16 protein-coding genes are annotated in these 18,260 nt (G+C 63.3%); 8 read left to right on the forward strand and 8 right to left on the reverse strand.

The features are described from left to right. Positions 1–119: 119 nt before the first annotated feature. Positions 120–1,052, reverse strand: coding sequence for an MBL fold metallo-hydrolase (locus tag B0E48_RS09830; RefSeq protein WP_077517943.1), 933 nt, complete (start codon positions 1,050–1,052; stop codon positions 120–122). Positions 1,053–1,306: 254 nt separating this feature from the next. On the opposite strand from B0E48_RS09830, the gene B0E48_RS09835 reads away from it, so the two are divergent. Both B0E48_RS09835 and B0E48_RS09840 read left to right on the forward strand, forming a co-directional pair. Continuing rightward, the gene (locus B0E48_RS09835; RefSeq protein ID WP_254423915.1) at positions 1,307–1,648 is read left to right on the forward strand and encodes a hypothetical protein; all 342 of its coding nucleotides are present in this window, start codon (positions 1,307–1,309) and stop codon (positions 1,646–1,648) included. A 6-nt stretch (positions 1,649–1,654) separates the two neighbouring features. Further along, positions 1,655–2,086 (forward strand): DUF2231 domain-containing protein, encoded by a 432-nt coding sequence (locus tag B0E48_RS09840; RefSeq protein WP_077517944.1) that lies wholly within the window; start codon positions 1,655–1,657, stop codon positions 2,084–2,086. Positions 2,087–2,101: 15 nt separating this feature from the next. On the opposite strand, the gene alkB is transcribed toward B0E48_RS09840, so the two are convergent. The 4 genes from alkB to B0E48_RS09860 form a co-directional block, all read right to left on the reverse strand. Next, the gene (gene alkB, locus B0E48_RS09845) at positions 2,102–2,758 is read right to left on the reverse strand and encodes a DNA oxidative demethylase AlkB (RefSeq protein ID WP_077517945.1); all 657 of its coding nucleotides are present in this window, start codon (positions 2,756–2,758) and stop codon (positions 2,102–2,104) included. Between the two features lie 58 nt (positions 2,759–2,816). Next, positions 2,817–3,896 carry a bifunctional DNA-binding transcriptional regulator/O6-methylguanine-DNA methyltransferase Ada gene (ada, locus tag B0E48_RS09850; RefSeq protein WP_077517946.1) on the reverse strand — a complete coding sequence of 360 codons (1,080 nt, stop codon included), beginning with the start codon at positions 3,894–3,896 and terminating at the stop codon, positions 2,817–2,819. Between the two features lie 93 nt (positions 3,897–3,989). Further along, the gene (locus tag B0E48_RS09855) at positions 3,990–4,991 is read right to left on the reverse strand and encodes an NAD(P)H-quinone oxidoreductase (RefSeq protein ID WP_077518386.1); all 1,002 of its coding nucleotides are present in this window, start codon (positions 4,989–4,991) and stop codon (positions 3,990–3,992) included. Positions 4,992–5,034: 43 nt separating this feature from the next. Then, the gene (locus tag B0E48_RS09860; RefSeq protein WP_077518387.1) at positions 5,035–5,736 is read right to left on the reverse strand and encodes a pirin family protein; all 702 of its coding nucleotides are present in this window, start codon (positions 5,734–5,736) and stop codon (positions 5,035–5,037) included. Between the two features lie 478 nt (positions 5,737–6,214). Between B0E48_RS09860 and B0E48_RS09865 the strand changes: the two genes are divergently transcribed. Both B0E48_RS09865 and B0E48_RS09870 read left to right on the forward strand, forming a co-directional pair. Beyond that, positions 6,215–7,132 (forward strand): hypothetical protein, encoded by a 918-nt coding sequence (locus B0E48_RS09865; protein ID WP_254423916.1) that lies wholly within the window; start codon positions 6,215–6,217, stop codon positions 7,130–7,132. 142 nt (positions 7,133–7,274) lie between these two features. Then, the gene (locus tag B0E48_RS09870) at positions 7,275–8,933 is read left to right on the forward strand and encodes a M28 family peptidase (protein ID WP_217317951.1); all 1,659 of its coding nucleotides are present in this window, start codon (positions 7,275–7,277) and stop codon (positions 8,931–8,933) included. A gap of 34 nt (positions 8,934–8,967) precedes the next feature. Here the strand turns inward: B0E48_RS09870 and B0E48_RS09875 are convergent, their stop codons facing one another. Continuing rightward, entirely contained in the window at positions 8,968–10,548 is a 1,581-nt protein-coding gene (locus B0E48_RS09875) for an SDR family oxidoreductase (RefSeq protein ID WP_077517948.1), read from the reverse strand. 394 nt (positions 10,549–10,942) lie between these two features. Between B0E48_RS09875 and B0E48_RS09880 the strand changes: the two genes are divergently transcribed. Both B0E48_RS09880 and B0E48_RS09885 read left to right on the forward strand, forming a co-directional pair. Next, positions 10,943–12,385 (forward strand): cytochrome c peroxidase, encoded by a 1,443-nt coding sequence (locus B0E48_RS09880; RefSeq protein WP_077517949.1) that lies wholly within the window; start codon positions 10,943–10,945, stop codon positions 12,383–12,385. A gap of 398 nt (positions 12,386–12,783) precedes the next feature. Continuing rightward, complete coding sequence (locus B0E48_RS09885) at positions 12,784–13,779, forward strand: hypothetical protein (RefSeq protein WP_254423917.1); 996 nt, start codon at positions 12,784–12,786, stop codon at positions 13,777–13,779. A gap of 79 nt (positions 13,780–13,858) precedes the next feature. On the opposite strand, the gene B0E48_RS09890 is transcribed toward B0E48_RS09885, so the two are convergent. Further along, positions 13,859–14,554, reverse strand: a complete 696-nt coding sequence (locus B0E48_RS09890) for an alpha/beta hydrolase (RefSeq protein WP_077517950.1) — start codon at positions 14,552–14,554, stop codon at positions 13,859–13,861. Positions 14,555–14,852: 298 nt separating this feature from the next. On the opposite strand from B0E48_RS09890, the gene B0E48_RS09895 reads away from it, so the two are divergent. Both B0E48_RS09895 and B0E48_RS09900 read left to right on the forward strand, forming a co-directional pair. Further along, positions 14,853–16,121, forward strand: a complete 1,269-nt coding sequence (locus B0E48_RS09895) for an NAD(P)/FAD-dependent oxidoreductase (protein WP_077517951.1) — start codon at positions 14,853–14,855, stop codon at positions 16,119–16,121. Between the two features lie 219 nt (positions 16,122–16,340). Further along, entirely contained in the window at positions 16,341–16,805 is a 465-nt protein-coding gene (locus tag B0E48_RS09900) for a hypothetical protein (protein ID WP_077517952.1), read from the forward strand. A 105-nt stretch (positions 16,806–16,910) separates the two neighbouring features. Here the strand turns inward: B0E48_RS09900 and B0E48_RS09905 are convergent, their stop codons facing one another. Then, positions 16,911–18,116: an acetyl-CoA C-acyltransferase gene (locus B0E48_RS09905; RefSeq protein WP_077518389.1), complete on the reverse strand. Its 1,206-nt coding sequence runs from the start codon at positions 18,114–18,116 to the stop codon at positions 16,911–16,913. Positions 18,117–18,260 lie beyond the last annotated feature (144 nt).

An 18,260-nucleotide genomic window follows, 5' to 3' on the forward strand; every position in this document is an offset into this window, starting at 1 on the left:
TTTATCAAGGCGATGCCCAAGAGGAATCCATTTCGGGATGGCGGTCAATAGCCGATGCTGGTGCCCGGCGATCAGGTCATGGCTGCGAGGGTCTGCGTTGTCGTGGTTGGCGTGGCGATTCAACCAGCGGCGCGATCCAGCCACACTTCCAGCCCCTGTGCATTCAGCTCGATGTCCATGTGCAGCAGTTGCTCCAGCGCCGCACGCCCCTGGGTCCAGCCATGTGCATCGGCGCGCGCGGCGTACAACCCGGCGAGGCCCTCGACCAGTCTGGCGTGCCTGTCCGGACCAACACCTGCCTCCAGCGCAAGCGTCACCATCGCTTCGATCTGGGCATGCAGGTCGTCGGCCAGTCGGGCCACATCCTCGATGCGGTTGTAATGGGTGAGGTACATCGCCGAGGGCTGCAGTGCGACCAGGCGCTCGATGGATGCGTGCAGCGCATCGGGATCGAACTGCACTGGCGAGGTGGTAGGCAGGATGAAGGGGCCGTTTTCGGTGTCGAATTCACGATAGGACAGGCCGAATACGTCGCCGGTGAAGCACACATTCGCGCGCTCGTCGTAGACGGTGAGGTGATGCTTCGCGTGGCCGGGCGTATCGATGCATAGCAAGGGTCGCCCTGCGAGGTCGATCACTTGACCATCGAATGCCTCGATGACGCGTTCGGCGGGAATCGGTCGCAGCCGCCCATACGTTGTTTCCATCACCGCTTCGCCGTAAACCGCACTGGCGCCAGCCCACAATGCCGACGGGTCGATCATGTGCCGCGCGCCACGCGGGTGTACCACCAGCTTCGCATTCGGCAGCTGTGCGATCAGTTCGCCAGCGCCGCCGGCATGATCCAGATGCACGTGGGTGAGGATCAGCCAGTCCACATCAGCCGGGGTGATTCCGGCTTGGTCCAGTGCCGCTAGCATGCGTGGCACGGAATGGTTGGTGCCGCAGTCGATGAACGCACCGCGCCCGTTCTCGATGATCAGGTACGCGGCGTCGAACTGTGGCCGTACGAAACCTGTGTCGATGGTGTGGATGCCTTGGGTAGTCGTCATGCCGGTCCCGCCTCGAGTCGATCTTGCGAGGGTAGCAAGTCGCCCCATCGCTGGCACTTGCACCTTGGTCGATCCGGGTGGCGTCATCCTCCGGTGGCGTTGATTCAAGCGATGGCCTGGCATAAGGCGCATCCTGTCGATGCTGCTGCCCAGGCCTGGGAACCTGGGACGCGCTGATGCATCCGATCAGTAGCAGTACGGCCAACGCACGGCGTTGGCTTTTCATTGTTATGACGCAACCAGAGGGGAATGACATGGTGCTTTATGCGGTTCTGATTTTTGCGATTGCCGCCATCGGCGGTCTGGTGCTGGCTTCCAGCGTGTTGCGCGGAAAGCTGGCGCCGTGGGCGATCTCGGTCTTGCACGCGTTGCTGGGAGCCAGCGGCCTGGTGCTGCTGATCATCGAAGTCTTGCAAGGTGCGGCACCGGGCCGGCTCACCGCGGCGCTGGGTCTGCTGGTGCTGGCGGCACTGGGCGGCTTCTTTCTCGCCTCGTTCCACCTGCGCGGGAAGGTGGCGCCGAAAGGTGTGGTCTTCGTGCATGCCGGTATCGCGGTGGTCGGTTTCCTGACCCTTCTCAGCGTCTTGCTGGGCTGACCCGTCATGCGCCATCCGTTGCACCCGGCCCTGGTTCATTTTCCGATCGCCTGTTGGTCACTGGCCACGGCGGCGGATCTTGCCAGTCTGGTCTGGGGTGAACCGGTATGGCGTTTTGCCGGCGTGTTGCTGGTGGCGGGGATCGGTTTCTCGATCCCCGCCATGCTGGCCGGCTTTCTCGAACTGATGAAGATTACCGAGGACAGCCCCGCCATCAAGGACGTCAACCGGCACATGATCGTGGTGATGAGCGCGCTGGCCTTCTATACGGCCAGTCTGTTGTTGCGCCTGCACGGTACCCACCTGACCGAACCGGGTCTGCCCGCGATCGGATCGAGCGTGCTAGGTTTCCTGTTCCTGTGCGCTGCCGGCTGGCTCGGCGGCAAGCTTGTGTATGGACATCGGCTCGGGGTCAGCCACACGCCACCGGGTCAGTAAGCGATTAGTCTCAGGCTAGCCAGCCTGACGAAACGTCAGGTTGATGCGGTACGCGCCGAGTACATCGTGATGGTTCGGTTTGAGCGGCAGCACGCCGTGATAGCGCAGCCGCGCAGAGCCACCCCAGACCACCACATCGCCATGTGCCAGCGGCACGCGGATCGACCGATCCGTGCGCTGCATGCCGCCGAACAGGAACATGGCCGGAATGCCCAGTGACACGGAAACGATCGGTTGCGCGAAGTCATGCTCGTCGCGATCCTGATGCAGGGTCAGGCGGGTGCCCGGTGTGTAGCGATTGATCAGGCAGGCATCCGGCATGAAGCCGGCGAAACCGGCGTGTGCGGCAGCAGCACTGGCCAGTCCCAGAAAGACATCGGGCATCGATGGCCACGGCTTGCCGCTGTCCGGATCGATCGGATCGTAGCGATAGCCGTGCCGGTCGCTGACCCAGCCCAGCGGCCCGGCATTCGTCATGCCTACCGACATACGGAAGCCACCCGGTGTAGTCAGGTGACGAAATGGTGCCTGTGCGACTACCGCGTCGATCGACTGCAGCAGCATGGTCTCGTCCGGTAGCGCAAATCCACGCAAGACCACGGCGCCGTCGCACAGCGGTTCATCCCTGTGCTCGGGATAAACCACATTGCCGAAGAGATCTGCCGTATTCATGTGGCGCCGTGAAAGGTCGTGTCAAACCAGCAGCGGTGGTTGGAATGGAACGGCACCTTCATGCCTGCGCCTCGCGTTTCAGCAAGGCACGCTTGCGTTCCACGCCCCAGCGATAACCGGACAGGCCGCCGTCGTTGCGCACCACGCGGTGGCAGGGGATCGCCACCGCGAGCATGTTCGCCGCGCAGGCTCCGGCGACCGCGCGCACGGCGTTAGGCGAGCCGATGCGTTGAGCGATGTCGCTGTAGCTGACGGTGACGCCAGCCGGTATTTCGCGCAGCGCCTGCCATACGCGCTGCTGGAATGCGGTGCCACGCACGTCCAGCGGTAGGTCGAGGCCTAGTGCTGGCGCTTCGACAAAACCGACTACGGTAGCCACCAGCTGCTCGAATGCATGATCGCCACCGATCAGGTTCGCTTTGGGGAAGCGATCCTGCAGGTCGCGGGCTAGCGCATCCGGATCATCGCCAAACAGGATTGCGCAGACGCCGCGCTCACTCTGCGCGACCAGGATCGCCCCCAGCGAGCATTCGCCGATCGCGAAGCGGATGTCGTGATCGACGCCGCCGGCGCGGTAGCTGGATGGCGTCATGCCGAGCACGTGATTCGACGTCTCGTAGAAACGGCTGCTGGCGTTGTAGCCGGCGTCGAAAATCGCCTTGGTCACGCTGCCGCCACGAGCCAGTTCGCTGCGCATGCGGCTGGCGCGATGCGCTGCGGCGTACTGCTTTGGTGTAACGCCAGTGACGGCCTTGAATACGCGGTGGAAGTGGAACGGACTCAGGCCAGTCGGTTTCGTCAGCTGCTCGAGTGTGGGCGGCGTCTCCGCGTTCTCGATCAGCCGGCAGGCCTCCGTGATCATCGCAGCGTGCTGTTCCTGCAGTGATGATTGATCGGGTTTGCAGCGCCTGCACGGGCGAAAGCCGGCCCGCTCCGCGGCGGTAGCGGAGTCGTGAAACGCCACGTTTTCGGGCCGGGCATGGCGGGCCGCGCAGGATGGACGGCAGTACACGCCGGTGGTCCTGACCGAATAGAAGAACGTGCCATCGGCACGTATATCACGCGCCTGCACCGCGACCCAGCGCGGGTCGTTCAGCGTGGCAGCGGCAAGTGCAGCATGCTTGTCGGGCGTTTTCATGGGAGTTCTCTCCGGTAGATTATCGCGTGTTGTTCAATCTACGGACCGGTGATGCCGGCGACACTCCGGGTCTTGCGCTCGAATTCGTTCAGTTCACCACTGCAGCATGAGCTTGCCGATATGCGCGCTGCTTTCCATCAGCATATGCGCCTGGGCCGCCTCGGCAGCCGGGAACACCTGATGGATCACGGGCCGCAGCTTGCCGGCCGCGAGCAGCGGCCAGACCTTGTCGTGCAACTGGCGGGCAAGCGCACCCTTGAACGCAACGGGGCGCGCACGCAACGTGGAGCCGGTGAGAGTAAGCCGGCGCCGCATGATCGTCGCCGCGTCGATACTGGCCTTGCTGCCACCCAGCGTGGCGATGAAGACCAGGCGGCCGCCTTCGGCCAGCGCGTCGAGTTCGCGCGGAATGTAGTCGCCGGCAACCATGTCGAGGATCACGTCCACGCCGCGACCGTCGGTGGCCTGTTTCACCACCGCGACAAAATCCTCGTCGCGGTAGTTGATCGCGCGCTCCGCACCGAGCCGCACGCACGCCGCGCACTTCTCCGCGCTGCCGGCGGTGGCGAATACGCGATGCCCGAACGCATGCGCCAGCTGGATCGCGGTGACGCCGATGCCACTGGAGCCGCCCTGTACCAGCAGGGTCTCGCGTGCACCGCCTTCGCCACGACCGAGCTGGCCGCGATCGAACACGTTGCTCCACACCGTGAAGTAATTCTCCGGGAGTGCGGCCGCTTCGACCAGCGACAGTCCGCCCGGCACCGGCAGGCACTGCGCCAACGGCGCCACCGCGTATTCGGCATAACCGCCGCCGGCGAGCAGGGCGCACACGGCATCGCCGTAATTGAGACCGAACGGATTGTCGCCAGCCAGATCACCCTCGACCAGGGTGCCTGCCACTTCCAGTCCCGGCAGATCGGACGCACCAGGTGGTGGCGCGTAATGACCCTGCCGCTGGAACACGTCCGGCCGGTTCACCCCGGACGCCGCCACCTTGATCAGCACTTCGCCCGCACAGGGTTGCGGGATCGGCCGCTGCGTCAGCTGCAGCACATGTGCGTCGCCGGGCCGGGTGATCTCGATCGCTTGCATGGTGGGCATGGTATGGCTCCGCAGTCGGGTGACCGTCAGTGGATCAGGGCGCCGTGTCGACCAGCACCAGTTCGGCGTCTTCCAGCGCAGTGACGCGCAGCAGGGCCTCATCGCGGATGGCCGCGCCGTCGCGGGCATCGAGCCGGACACCGTTGAGTTCGATCGCGCCTTTCGCCGGCACCATATAAGCGTAGCGGCCCGGGGCCATCGCATACGTCGTCGTTTCGCCAGCTTTCAGGGTCGCGCCCAGCACGCGCGCGTCGGTGCGCAGGGGCAGGGCGTCGGTGTCTTCGCTGAAGCCGCTGGCGAGTGCTACAAAGCGGTCGGAGCGGTCGCCCACCGGGAACGAGCGTTCGCCCCATGACGGTGGTTGGCCTTGGCTGTCGGGGATGATCCAGATCTGGAAGATGCGGGTGGTGTCCGATTCCAGGTTGAATTCGCTGTGGCTGATGCCGCTGCCGGCGCTCATCACCTGCACGTCGCCAGCGACGGTACGGCCCTCGTTGCCCAGGCTGTCGCGATGACTGATCGCGCCCTCGCGGATATAGGTGATGATCTCCATGTCCGCGTGGGAATGTGGTGGAAAGCCGCTTTGCGCGGCGATGGTGTCGTCGTTCCACACCCGCAGCGCGCCCCAGCCCATGCGTTTCTGCTCGTGATAACCGGCGAACGAGAAGTGGTGTTTCGCCTTGAGCCAGCCGTGGTCGGCTCCGCCCAGGCTGTCGAAGGGTCTGCGTTCAATCATGTCGGTGGCTCCTGCAAACATCTGCCGCGTAGGGCGATGGCGCCACGATAGATCCGATATGCAGGCAAGCACAGGGGCGACGACGGAACAGACTGTTGCCGAATCGTCTCATGCACCTCTTTCGCCAAATACGTCTCTCCGGCGGGGTCCGGTTTGGATACTGCAGGCTGGCTCACACTTTCAGGGTTCGGAGAATGCGAATGTCATACCAAGGCCGTCCGGAATGGGTGGCTATCGGGTGGTATTAGCGTGGTACGTGACGCCTGCGGAGTTGGGCGTTGTGGCCGCACCGGCTGACGAAGGTTGCAGTGTGCAAGAAGCAGTAGCAGTGAGTTTGCAAGAAGCCATATCGGCCCCGTCCGTCATTGCTTTGTCTCCCGCCAACGATACGGTGCTGGAAAATCTGCCTACCGCGCATCGCGCTGCGCCGATCGGGCGTCGCGGCATGCGGCCCGGCGCCGGGCAATCCATCAGGTCCGTGCGCGCACCTCGACTCCGCTTTGTCTATTTTGCGCTGGCCGACGAGAACGGCGTGCGCTCGGCTTATCACCAGCACCTGGTCATCGCCGAGGTACTGCTTGGCCGCGTGCTGGCAGCCCGCGCTGCCGGGTTGCGGCCGATTGCTCCCGCGCTGGACTATGCCGCCGAAGCACGCGCCACCGTGCGGCCGCCGCGGGACATGTTTCATGCCACCACGCTGGAGTGCCGTCGCTGGTACGACCATGACGGGAGTGCGCGTGCCGAACCGCTGACGCAGGAAGCCCTCGCGGCACAGCTGGTGGCTGTCGATGGATTGTCGCTGGAGGAGGCGAGACATCGCGCCGCTCGTCGCTCGCACGCCCTTCCGGCGGCGGACCAGGCGTGGATGATCGAGCGGCGCCATACACCGCTCGAGCGTCGTCCGCTCAATCAGGCCGAGTTCCAGATCCTGGCCAAGGCGATCGAAGGCGCTTATCGGGTGCCTGCGGGTGGCTCGCACGTGGAGCGCGCGAATCGTCAGATCGCCCTGCGCGTGGCTGCCGTGCTCGGTGGCCTGCTCGATGAGTTTGCTGCATCGCCGTTCACGATCGCTGCATTGAGCCAGAAATTCAGCCGGGTGCATCTCGCCCATCTGCGCCGGACCATCGTGAATTCGCGCCAGGCGGAGTCCGACTCCGGTGTCCTGCTGGCCGGCCCCAAGGCTTGGTTTGCCGCGAAGGCAGCCAGGATGCGAGCCGAGCATCAGATCGGTCTGGCCATGTCACCGAGAAGCTTCCCGGCCATGCGTCTGTCGGCGTACCCGGTGGTTGCCGTCGTGGGCGGCAAGCTGCGCACGTTCGTGAATGGCTCGAGCCACGGCCGCACTCGCTCGCGCATCGCCGGTGCCGTGGCGGCATTTGCCGCGATTCCGGGTTGAGCCGGCGCTGACGATATCCAGGCGTCTGGAAGCCATGAATTTCCAGACCAGAAATCGCAAGTTCTAACGATTGCACTGCATCGGTTGCGGCAGCCTGTAACACCTGAGTACATTCGCTCCCTTGCATCTCGGGGGAGTGCGTGTGTACCGCTTGTTATTGACTGCCGTCATCGGCCTGTTTCTCGTTGCCTGCCATCATCATTCGGCCAGTGACAAGAACAGCAGCTACGGAGACGCGACGTTTTCGCCCGGCATCATCGAAACCGATGTGAGCCAGCACGTGAAGGTGCTGGCCTCCGACGCGTTCGAGGGTCGCGCGCCTGGCACCCAGGGTGAACAACGCACCACCGACTACCTGATCCAGCAGTTCAAGCGCATCGGCCTGCAACCCGGCAACCGTGGCAGCTGGCTGCAGGCCGTGCCGTATGTGCAGTCCACGCTGCAGCATGCAAATCAGATGCGGCTCGCGATCGACGGCAGCAAGGACAGGTCCGAGCTGAGCTTCGGCAGCGAGATGGTGGTCGGCTCGCCGGCGAACGAGCCGCATGCCGCGATCAAGGATTCGCCGATCGTCTTCGTCGGCTACGGCGTCGATGCACCCGAGCAGCAATGGAACGACTACGACGGCCTCGACCTCAAGGGCAAGACCGTCGTGATGCTGGTCAACGATCCGGGTTGGAGCAGTCAGGACCCGATGCTGTTCAAGGGTCGCGAACTGACCTGGTATGGCCACTGGGCGAGCAAGTTCGAGGCGGCCGCACGTCGCGGTGCCGCCGCCGCCTTCATCGTGCATGACACCGTGGCGGCGGGTTATCCGTGGAGCGTAGTGCAGACTGGCTGGAGCGGTCCGCAGTTCAGCCTGCCGACCAGCGAGGATCCGGCGCCACGACTGCCGATCGCCGGCTGGCTGACCACCGCAGCGGCGAGAAAGCTGTTTGCCGATGCCGGTGCCGATTTCGATGCGCAGAAGAAAAGTGCCGACGTGCGTGGCTTCAAGCCGGTCGAGCTGGACGCCAGGGCCAGCATTGCGATCGACAGCACGATCACGCATGGCCAGTCGAACAATGTGGTCGGCGAACTGCCCGGCAGCTTGCGTCCCTACGAGGCGATCATCTATTCCGCACACTGGGACCATCTCGGCCGGGATGGCAACAAGATCTATCACGGCGCCGTGGATAATGCCTCTGGCGTGGCCGGCCTGTTGAAAATCGCCGAGGCGTTTGCGCATCGCAAGCCCAAGCCGGTGCGCACGGTCCTGTTCCTGGCGCTGACGCTGGAGGAGTCGGGCCTGCTCGGCTCGCATTACTACGTCAATCATCCCGTGCTGCCGCTCGATCTGACCATGGCCGACATCGACATGGATGCGCTGACGGTGATCGGACCCAGCCGCGATATCGCGGTCATCGGCTATGGCCAGTCGCAGCTCGACGGCTACCTCGCCGAGGCGGCCAGGACGCAAGGGCGGGCGGTGAGGCCGGAGCCGGCACCGACGCAAGGATTCTTCGCGCGTTCCGGCCAGTTCAACTTCGCCAGGGCTGGCGTGCCGGTGCTGTATGCGCGCTCCGGCCTCGACCTGGTCGATGGTGGCGTGAGCGCGGGCCGCAAGGCGTATGCCGACTACATCGCGAACCGTTATCACCAGCCCGGCGATGCGTTCGATCCGAACTGGGACCTGCGCGGCATGGTGCAGGATCTGCGCCTGCTCTACATGGTCGGCAGCAAGCTCTCCACGGGAACCACGCCGTTTCCGCAATGGAAGCCCAATAGCGATTTCACGCGCCCCGGCACGGAAGCGAAGTGATCCTGCAGGCGGATGGCAGTGGCGTCGCTCGGGTTCACCAGTCCGTGGGTCGATAGTCCTTCAGGAACTGTCCCCACACGTGCTCGCCGCTGTTGATGCCGCTGATGATCGGATCGACGATGCGCGCGGCGCCGTCGATGATGTCCAGCGGCGGATGGAAGCGTTCCTCGGCGACCTTGCGTGCGGCCAGTGCCGCCGGATCCTCGTCGGTCACCCAGCCGGTGTCGACGCTGTTCATGTGGATGCCGTCGTTGTGGTAATCGGTGGCCGAGGTGCGCGTCATCATGTTCAGCGCGGCCTTGGCCATGTTCGTGTGCGGATGCCGCGTAGTCTTGAAGTTGCGGTAGAACTGGCCTTCCATCGCCGACACATTGACGATGTGCTTGTCGCGTTCGGGCGTGCGAAGCATCAACGGTTTCAGGCGCGCGTTGATGATGAACGGGGCGATCGCGTTGACCAGCTGCACCTCCAGCAATTCCACCGACGGCACTTCGGCCATCAGCAGCCGCCATGAATTGCGTTCGCGCAGATCGACCTGCTGCAGGTCCTGATCGAGTCGGCCTTCGGGGAACAGATGGCTCTGCGCGAGCAGTTCTTCTGGCAGCAACGGCACCTGCGATAACTCGGCGGCACGGGTCAGGCCGGGGACATGCGAATCACGACCGGCGATCGCGAGCGCCGGTGCCTCGGCTTCCGGCAGGATGTGCGAACTGCGCAGGCCCTCGTAATGACCGACCAGTTTGCGCACGTGCTCCGGCATGTCGTGCAGCGCGGCCGTCTCGCCTTCCATCATGTGCGCGTAGAAATCCGGCGGACGGCGCACGGTCTGACAGGCGTTGTTGATGATGAAGTCCAGTCGCGGCCGCGTAGCGACCAGCTCCTGGCAGAACGCTTCCACACTCGGCGTATGGCGCAGGTCGAGCCCGTACACCTGCAGGCGATGGCCCCATTCGGCGAAGTCAGGCTCCTCGGCGTAACGCGCGGCCGAGTCGCGCGGGAAGCGCGTGGTCACGATCAGTTCCGCACCGGCGCGCAGCAGTTTCAAGCCGGCCTGATAGCCGATCTTCACGCGGCCGCCGGTCAGCAGCGCGACACGCCCGCGCAGATCTACCAGTTCGGTGCGCTTGGCATAGTTGAACGCCGCGCAAGTGGGGCACAGCTGGTCGTAGAAGAAGTGGATCGCCGAATACTTCTGCTTGCACACATAGCAGTGCTTCGGCTCGATCGACTCGCGCGGTTGCGCGGCATCGGCATCGGGCTTGATATCGTGCGGTTCAAATCCAAGCGGCGCATGCACATTCGGCGTGGTGAACACCGGCCGGCGGCGTAGCTCGCGGATGCCGGTCTGGTTGAGCACGGCATCCTCGGCCTGGATCCTCGCCGCATGCCGCGCTTTCTCGGCCGCCTTCAGCTTGATCCGGCGTGCGCCGGGATCGGGATGGTAGAGCTGCGCCACCGCCTGATGCAGGCGCTGTCGGTCAGCTGCCGGCAGCTGGTCCAGCAGTTGCCGATCGGCCGCGACCGATTCCAGCAATTCCGCTGCGGCGCGCAGGCGCTCAAGCAGTGCGGTATCCGCATCGTCAAGGAGTGGCGTGGTGGCCGTCGTGATCGTCAAGAGTGTTGTCCGTAGTCGAATGGAGCAGGGCGGCGGGGTGCTTCCGCTGCGGGCAGCGTGCCGATGTCACGCATCGCCAACTGCGTATTTTGCCAGTTTTGACCGGAGTCCGTGGAAAGGAAGCCAGTTATCTCGATTGCGGGAGGCTGCATGGTCGATAGCTGCAGGTGCGTGCACGTGCCGGAATGGCAGGCAGCAACGCGCCTTTCGGTTTCTCATGTCTCCGGTCTATGCATTCAGGCGTAACGCCCCAGCGGGCTGTGCGGCATAAGATTTTTCAGCCGCGGAGTACGGCATCTGTTGCGAAGGCATTTCGTCATGCCCGCTACAAGATGCCACGTCCACGCAAAGGGGCAGGGGCCGTGCAGCGACAAACCAAGGGGGAGATACCGTCATGGGCTTACACAGCATTATACGATCCGCCGTTCGTCAGCGACTGGCGGTCACTGTCGCGGCACTCCTGTTTGCCGGTGCCGCGGTGGCACAGGTCCAGACAGCCAATAGACAGTCGCAGCCTGCCAGTCCGTTGATCACCACCGATCCCTCGGGCTTGCTGCAGACCAACGCGCCCGACAGCAGCATCGATACCAGCAACGCGTTCTTCCAGAGTTTTGGCAGCAACGGCCGTACGTGCAACTCCTGCCACCGCCAAGCCCAGGGCTGGTCGATCTCTCCGGACGAGTTGCGTCAGCGCTTCGCCAAGACCAACGGCAACGATCCGATCTTCGCCCTGGTCGATGGCGCGGTCTCGCCGCTGGCGGATGTGTCCAGCGTCTATGCGCGGCGCATTGCCTACGCCATGCTGCTCAGTCGCGGCGTGATACGCATCGGTATGCCGATGCCGGCGAATGCCGAATTCCGCCTGAGCAAGGTCGATGACCCCTATAACTATGCCAGCGCACGCGAGCTGTCGCTGTTCCGCAGACCGCTGCCATCCACCAACCTGATCTGGGACACCGCGGTGATGTGGGATGGTCGCGAGACCGCCGTGCCGTTCAAGCCACCGATGGATGCCGGCGTCGATCATGAGGACCTGCTCGAAAGCCTCGCTTCGCAGGCGCGCGACGCCATCACCGGCCATGAACAGGCCGCTGCCGCGCCCAGCGCTGCGGTCATCGACCAGATCGTCCAGTTCGAATCGCACTTGTTCACCGCGCAGTTCGCCGACCAGGATGCCGGTCAGCTCAACCATGAAGATGGCATGGGTGGCGCCAGCATCCTCGCCCAGCAACGCTTCTGGATCGGCATCAACGACGTCCTCGGCAACGATCCGACCACCGAGCGGTTCGATGAAAAGGCCATGCGCCTGTTCGATGACTGGAACGATCCCAATGCGCAGTTCAGTCACGACACGCGTAGTCGCGCACGTGCATCCGTCGCCCGCGGCGAACAGCTGTTCAACACCATGCCGATCGCCATCACGGGCGTGGGCGGCCTCAACGACGCGACGGGTCAGGCGGTCATCAATGGAACCTGCACCACCTGTCACGACTCACCCAACATCGGCAACCACTCGGTAGCGCTGCCGATCAATATCGGCATCGCCGACGCCAGCCGGCGCACCCCCGACATGCCGCTGTATACGCTGACCAACTACAGCACCGGCCAATCGGTGCAGACCACCGATCCCGGTCTGGCATTGCGGACGGGCAAGTGGGCCGACATCGGCAAATTCAAGGGCCCGATCCTGCGCGGCGTGGCCGGGCGTGCGCCGTACTTCCACAATGGCTCGGCGGCGACGCTGGGCGACGTGGTCGATTTCTACAACACCCGCTTCAACGTCAACATCACCGCGCAGCAGAAACGCGATCTTGTGGCGTTCCTGTCGGCGTTGTGATGCGTGGGGTGTTGCCACTGCTGCGGGTCGCGTCGCCGGCATGGCGACACACCTGGCTCCGGAAACCGAAGGCCCCGCACTGCGGGGCCTTTTCTTCATGGTGGCCTTGACCGGGTTACTTCCAATTTAGCGATATTCACTCACAGGACATCTGAAACGAAAGACACTGCACGGTCTGAACGGTGACGAGAGCGGCAGTGCAAGAAAGTAACGCTGATGAAAATCCGCCTGGCTCGACAGGATGGCGCCCGTACACCTTGCGGGGTGTCTTGCTGCTGGTTGCCTGCATCACTGCCACCTCGCGGATTCATGCCCATGGCGCGGCATCGCCCGCTGCCAGAGTTGCAGAGCATGCGCAGGCCGCCAGCCCATTGGCCATCCAGGTGAACGATGACCGAATGACCCTGGCCATCACCAAGGTGCCGCAGGTCTATCTGTATGGCGTGATCGACGCCGATGCGCCGCAACGGTTCGAGGCGCTGGTGAGGTCGGGCAAGATCCCCCGCGGATCCGATATCTACCTGAGCTCCCCGAGCGGCGACCTGCGTGCCGGCTTGGCGCTGGGACGGTTGTTCCGGGCTGGCGCGATGGTGACGCATCTGGGTACGCCACGACGCAGCCTGCGTTCGGGTTACGCCAACAAGACGGCCTTCTGCGTGGATGCATGCACTTACGCGTATTTCGGTGGCCTGTACCGGTGGGCGCCCACGGGTTTCGACCGCATCGGCCTTTCCCCGCACAGCGCGATGGATCCGAAAGCGGGTGACACAGCGCAGGCCCAGCAGACCTCGAACGACGTCGCTTCATACCTGACGGACATGGATGTCGATCTGGGCGAGTTCACGCCGACGCTGACCACCTCGCACGATGCGGTGGTCTGGCTGACTGCCGACCAGATGACGGCGAACGGGCTGGCCAACAATGGCCGACTCCCGCTCACCGCGAAAACCGTGTTGCTGCCCCCGATGCCTACGCTGGAACTCAATCAGGACGATCGCCACGGCAGCCATCGACTCGTCCTGCAATGCCGGCCGGGCAACGTGACGCTCACTGCCTACGACTTTGTGGGCAAGACACGCGCCAGAGAGATCGTGTCGCATGCGACGAGATCGTATTTTGAAGTCAACCAGCAGGAAGTGCTGACCGAGCAACACGATGGCGTCAGCGTCGTCGATGACGCGGTCGTGATAACCCGGCCGTATCCGTCGACCGAGCTGGTGGATTTGCTCTCCGCACATACCATCGGTGCCTGGGCCGGCGGCAGGACCAGCGCCTTCCGCTACGGCTTCACCATCAAGCTCTATCCCGCCAGGGACGCCATCAAGGACTACTACAACGCTTGCTGGCGCGCCGCGCCATGGCCTGCCAGACAGAAGGCGGCCAAGGCTGGCTGATGTCCGGTCACACGCCCCTGAGTTCGAAATGACAGGGTGCTCTTCGTTGGTGACAGCAACGCCACATCCAGCATCGTGATTACGTGCTGCACGCCGTGGCAGCTTCGTCGATCAGTGTGGCCACTTCGCCTGGCATGGATGCCAATGAAGCATGGCTGGCCTTGAGCGTGATGACCTTCCTGGCCTTGAGCCGATCAGCCATCCATGCCTCGTTTTCCGGTGCGATCATCCGGTCCTCGCTGGAAATCTGGTACCAGCACGGCTTGTGCTTCCAGGCTGGCTCGCTGATCTCGTTGCCGAAGGTGCTGGCCAGCGGTGCCTTCTGGGTTACTGCCATGACCAGGGCTTCATCGGCGCTGAGATCCTGGCAGAAGCTTTCGTGGAACTTGTCCTGCTTGACCCAGAGATAACCATCGTCGTCCGGTGCGAGATTCGGAAAGGCCAGCGGGGGATGCTTCGCGCTGATGCCGCCCGGGCTTTCACCGGCATCGGGCGCAAACGCGGCGATATAGACCAGCCCCACCACATTTGGCTGGTTGCCTGCCTCGGTGATCACCGCGCCACCATAGAAGTGGCCGACCAGCAACACCGGCCCCTTCCGGGCCGCAATCATCTTGCGCGTGCGCTCCGCATCGTCGGCCAGTGAGGTCAGCGGATTCTCGACCGCGTACAAATCGCGATACCCCTTGCGGGTCAACTCGACGATGACCTTGCTCCAGTGGGCAGCTCCGCCCCAGAAACCGTGAACGAGAATGATGGCAGGCTTGTTCGACATGGCATGACCCTCTGGTTGACCCACAAAGGCTCGTTGCTGATGGACGATGAACCGGCATCAGTGTCCGGGCTGATCCTGTGGCGCAGCCCCAGCGTACGCGCGCAGAACTGGAACCATAGGCGCAGTGAGGTTTGATGGACGTGAACTGGATCTGCGTGACGCGGGCCAGCAAATCCGGAACAACCAGACCTGCATAATCGGAGGGGCAGGTATGACTGAAAGTTGTGTGTCTCGTAGATTCCACCACCGAGCCGAGCCTGGTAAGCCGTAATATCAGGGCATTGAAAGCGAGGGATCGATGAACACAACGCAAGTGATGCCGCACGTTGTGATCCTAGGTGGCGGGTTCGGTGGCTTGTGGGCGACGCGTGCGCTGCGCTCAGCACCCGTGCGGATCACCCTGGTGGATCGCACCAACCATCATCTGTTCCAGCCGTTGCTGTACCAGGTAGCCACCGCCGGATTGTCGGGGCCGGATATCGCCGCGCCGCTGCGTCATATCCTGCGCAAGCAGCGCAACGTCACCGTACGCATGGACGAGGCGCGCAGCATCGATGTGCAGCAACGGCGGGTAACGCTCGCCGGCGGCGTACTGGACTACGACTACCTGCTGGTGGCAACCGGTTCGAGTCACGCTTATTTCGGCCATGACGAGTGGGAGCACCACGCGCCCGGCATGAAGACCATGGACGATGCGCTGGCGATCCGCCGACATATCCTCGACGCGTTCGAGTCCGCCGAGCGCGAGCCTGATCCTGCGCGGCGCGCGACATGGCTCAGCTTCGTGGTGATCGGTGCCGGCCCTACCGGCGTCGAACTGGCTGGCACGCTGGCAGAGATCGCCCATCACACCTTGCCGAGCGAGTTTCGCGTAGCCGATCCGCGCACGGCGCAGATCCATCTGGTCGAAGCCGGAGCGCGCGTGCTGTCCTCGATGCCGCCGGCGCTGTCCGCGAAAGCACAGCGCCAGCTCGAACACATGGGTGTGCATGTGCACTTGAACGCAGCGGTCACGGCGGTCAGCGACACTGGCGTGCAGATGGGCGACCAGCGCATCGAGGCGCGCACGCTGCTGTGGGCCGCCGGTGTTGCCGCTTCGTCGCTGGGTGCGCAGCTGGGTACACCGTGCGATCGCGCCGGACGTGTGCTGGTCTCACCCGATCTGTCGCTGCCGCAGCATCCCGAAGTGTTCGTGATCGGCGACCTTGCACACTTGGAGCAGGGCGACAAGCCCGTGCCCGGCCTCGCGCCGGCAGCCAAGCAGATGGGCGCGTACGTCGCACGGGTGATCCGCAATCGTCTGGCCGGACGCACCACGCCCGCTTTCCACTACAGCGACTACGGCACACTCGCCAGCATCGGCCGCGGTGCCGCCGTGGTCGATCTCCGCGGCATTCACCTGTCCGGCGTGATCGCATGGTGGTTCTGGTTGATGACGCACATCCTGTTCCTGATCGGCTTCCGCAACCGACTCGTGGTAATGCTCGACTGGGCGTGGTCGTACTGCACCTGGCAGCGCAGTGCGCGCATCATCGTTGGTGGCGATAAGGATAAAGACAGGCGATAAGTGGCTCTGCCACAGATACTGACTTGGCCTAGATATTGAAATGTGGCTGGTGCGGTCTATCGCGCGTACAGACCAACCTACCTGCACCCGTCCCTCAACAAATCAGCAGATATTTTCTATTACTGTGAACAAAGGTTTGTATATGCAAAGCGCACAACATTACCCGTTGTTACCTAAACTCAACGCAGTTAGGCTGCTTCAAAATCAGAGGGCCAGCAGATGCCAAGCGGGAATTACACTTGCGCCATCGCAATACAAGCTAAGGCGTTTCTTCAGGCTTACGAAACGCTCAACGATTCATTGCTTGAAAAGATGCGGCAAGGAGATTTCGAGTTAGCCCCAATCATTGTTCCTGCCATGACCTGTGTCGCATTTGCAGCGGAACTTGCCATGAAGGCGTTAATCGTACAAATCAAAAGCGGCGAGCTTACGGCATTGCCAAAAAATAAAAATGGCGGTGGAATTCATAATCTAGATGATCTTTTTAATGAAGTTTCCACCCCTTTGCAGCAAGCAATTGCTAGGGAACTAAATAAGTCTGTAGCGGATGTTGAAAGAAAACTTAGGGAGAATGAGGATGCGTTTGTGAAATGGCGCTATTCCTTTGAAAATGGCGCTATGGGCGACGAGGAATTTCTTTTGAAATTCGTCAATGCTGCACTTGCTCAAGTACGCATTGCATAGGGGTGCCATTGGGCTATTACCTGCTCAGGCAGTCAGCACCACTTATGGGAACGGCGCCGTAGTGATACGGCGCCGTTCCTGTTTCAAGCTTTGATGGCTGCGTGATTAAAGCGCCTCGAAAATCCCCGCCGCGCCCATACCCGTACCAATACACATAGTCACCATGCCGTACTTCTGCTTCCTCCTACGCATGCCGTGCACCAGCGTGGCGATGCGCACCGCGCCGGTGGCGCCGAGCGGGTGGCCCAGCGCGATGGCGCCGCCGAGCGGGTTGACCTTGCTCGGGTCGAGCTTGAGGTCGCCCATCACGGCGAGGGCCTGGGCGGCGAAGGCTTCGTTGAGTTCGATCCAGTCCAGCTGATCCTGGGTGATGCCGGTCTGTTTGAGGGCCTTGGGGATCGCTTCCTTCGGGCCGATGCCCATGATCTCCGGGCGTACGCCAGCGACGGAGAAGCCGACGAAGCGGGCCAGCGGCTGCAGGTTGTATTCCTTGATCGCCTTTTCGCTGGCGAGCAGCACGGCGCCGGCGCCGTCGGACATCTGCGAGGAGTTGCCGGCGGTGACGCTGCCGCCGAACTGGCCGTTGCGGAACACGGTCTTGAGCTTGCTCAGCACTTCCAGCGTGGTGCCGGCGCGCGGGCCTTCGTCGGTGCCGATGCTGCGGCTGTCGGTGATGATGCCGCGGGTGGCGAGGTTCGGGTAATGATCATCCAGCGCGAACGGGCTGATCTCGTCGTTGAATTCGCCGGCGGCCTGGGCGGCCAGCGCGCGGCGATGGCTTTCCACCGCGAACGTATCCTGCTGCTCGCGGCTGACCTTCCACTGCTTGGCCACGTTCTCGGCGGTGATGCCCATGCCGTAGGCGATGCCGATGTGTTCGTTGGTGAAGATCGCCGGATTCATCGCGATCTTGTGGCCCATCATCGGCACCATGCTCATGCTCTCGGTGCCGCCGGCGAGCATCAGGTCATCCTCGCCGAGGCGAATGCGGTCGGCCGCCATCGCCACGGCCTGCAGGCCGGACGAGCAGAAGCGGTTGATGGTGACGCCGGGCACGGTGTCAGGCAGGCCGGCCAGCAGCACGCCGATGCGCGCCACGTTCATGCCTTGCTCGGCTTCGGGCATGGCGCAGCCGATGATGGCGTCGCCGATGCGGTGCGGGTCGATGCCGGGGTATTGCGCCATCACGCTGCGGATCACGTGGGCGAGCATGTCGTCCGGACGGGTGTTGCGGAATACGCCGCGCGGCGCCTTGCCGACCGGGGTGCGGGTGGCGGCGACGATGTAGGCGTCTTGCACTTGCTTGGTCATGGGATTTGCTCCGTGGCGTCGCGCGTTCAGCAGCGACGCTTTCAGTTTTTGATCGTCATTCCGGCGAAAGCCGGAGGTGTTTTTCAACAGCGAAGCTGGTCATCCAGTGCCTAGGGTGGTTCGGAGTCGCTGGATCCCAGCTTT

This window comes from Rhodanobacter sp. C03 (assembly GCF_002001175.1).
In the GTDB taxonomy this organism is placed as follows: Bacteria; Pseudomonadota; Gammaproteobacteria; order Xanthomonadales; family Rhodanobacteraceae; genus Rhodanobacter.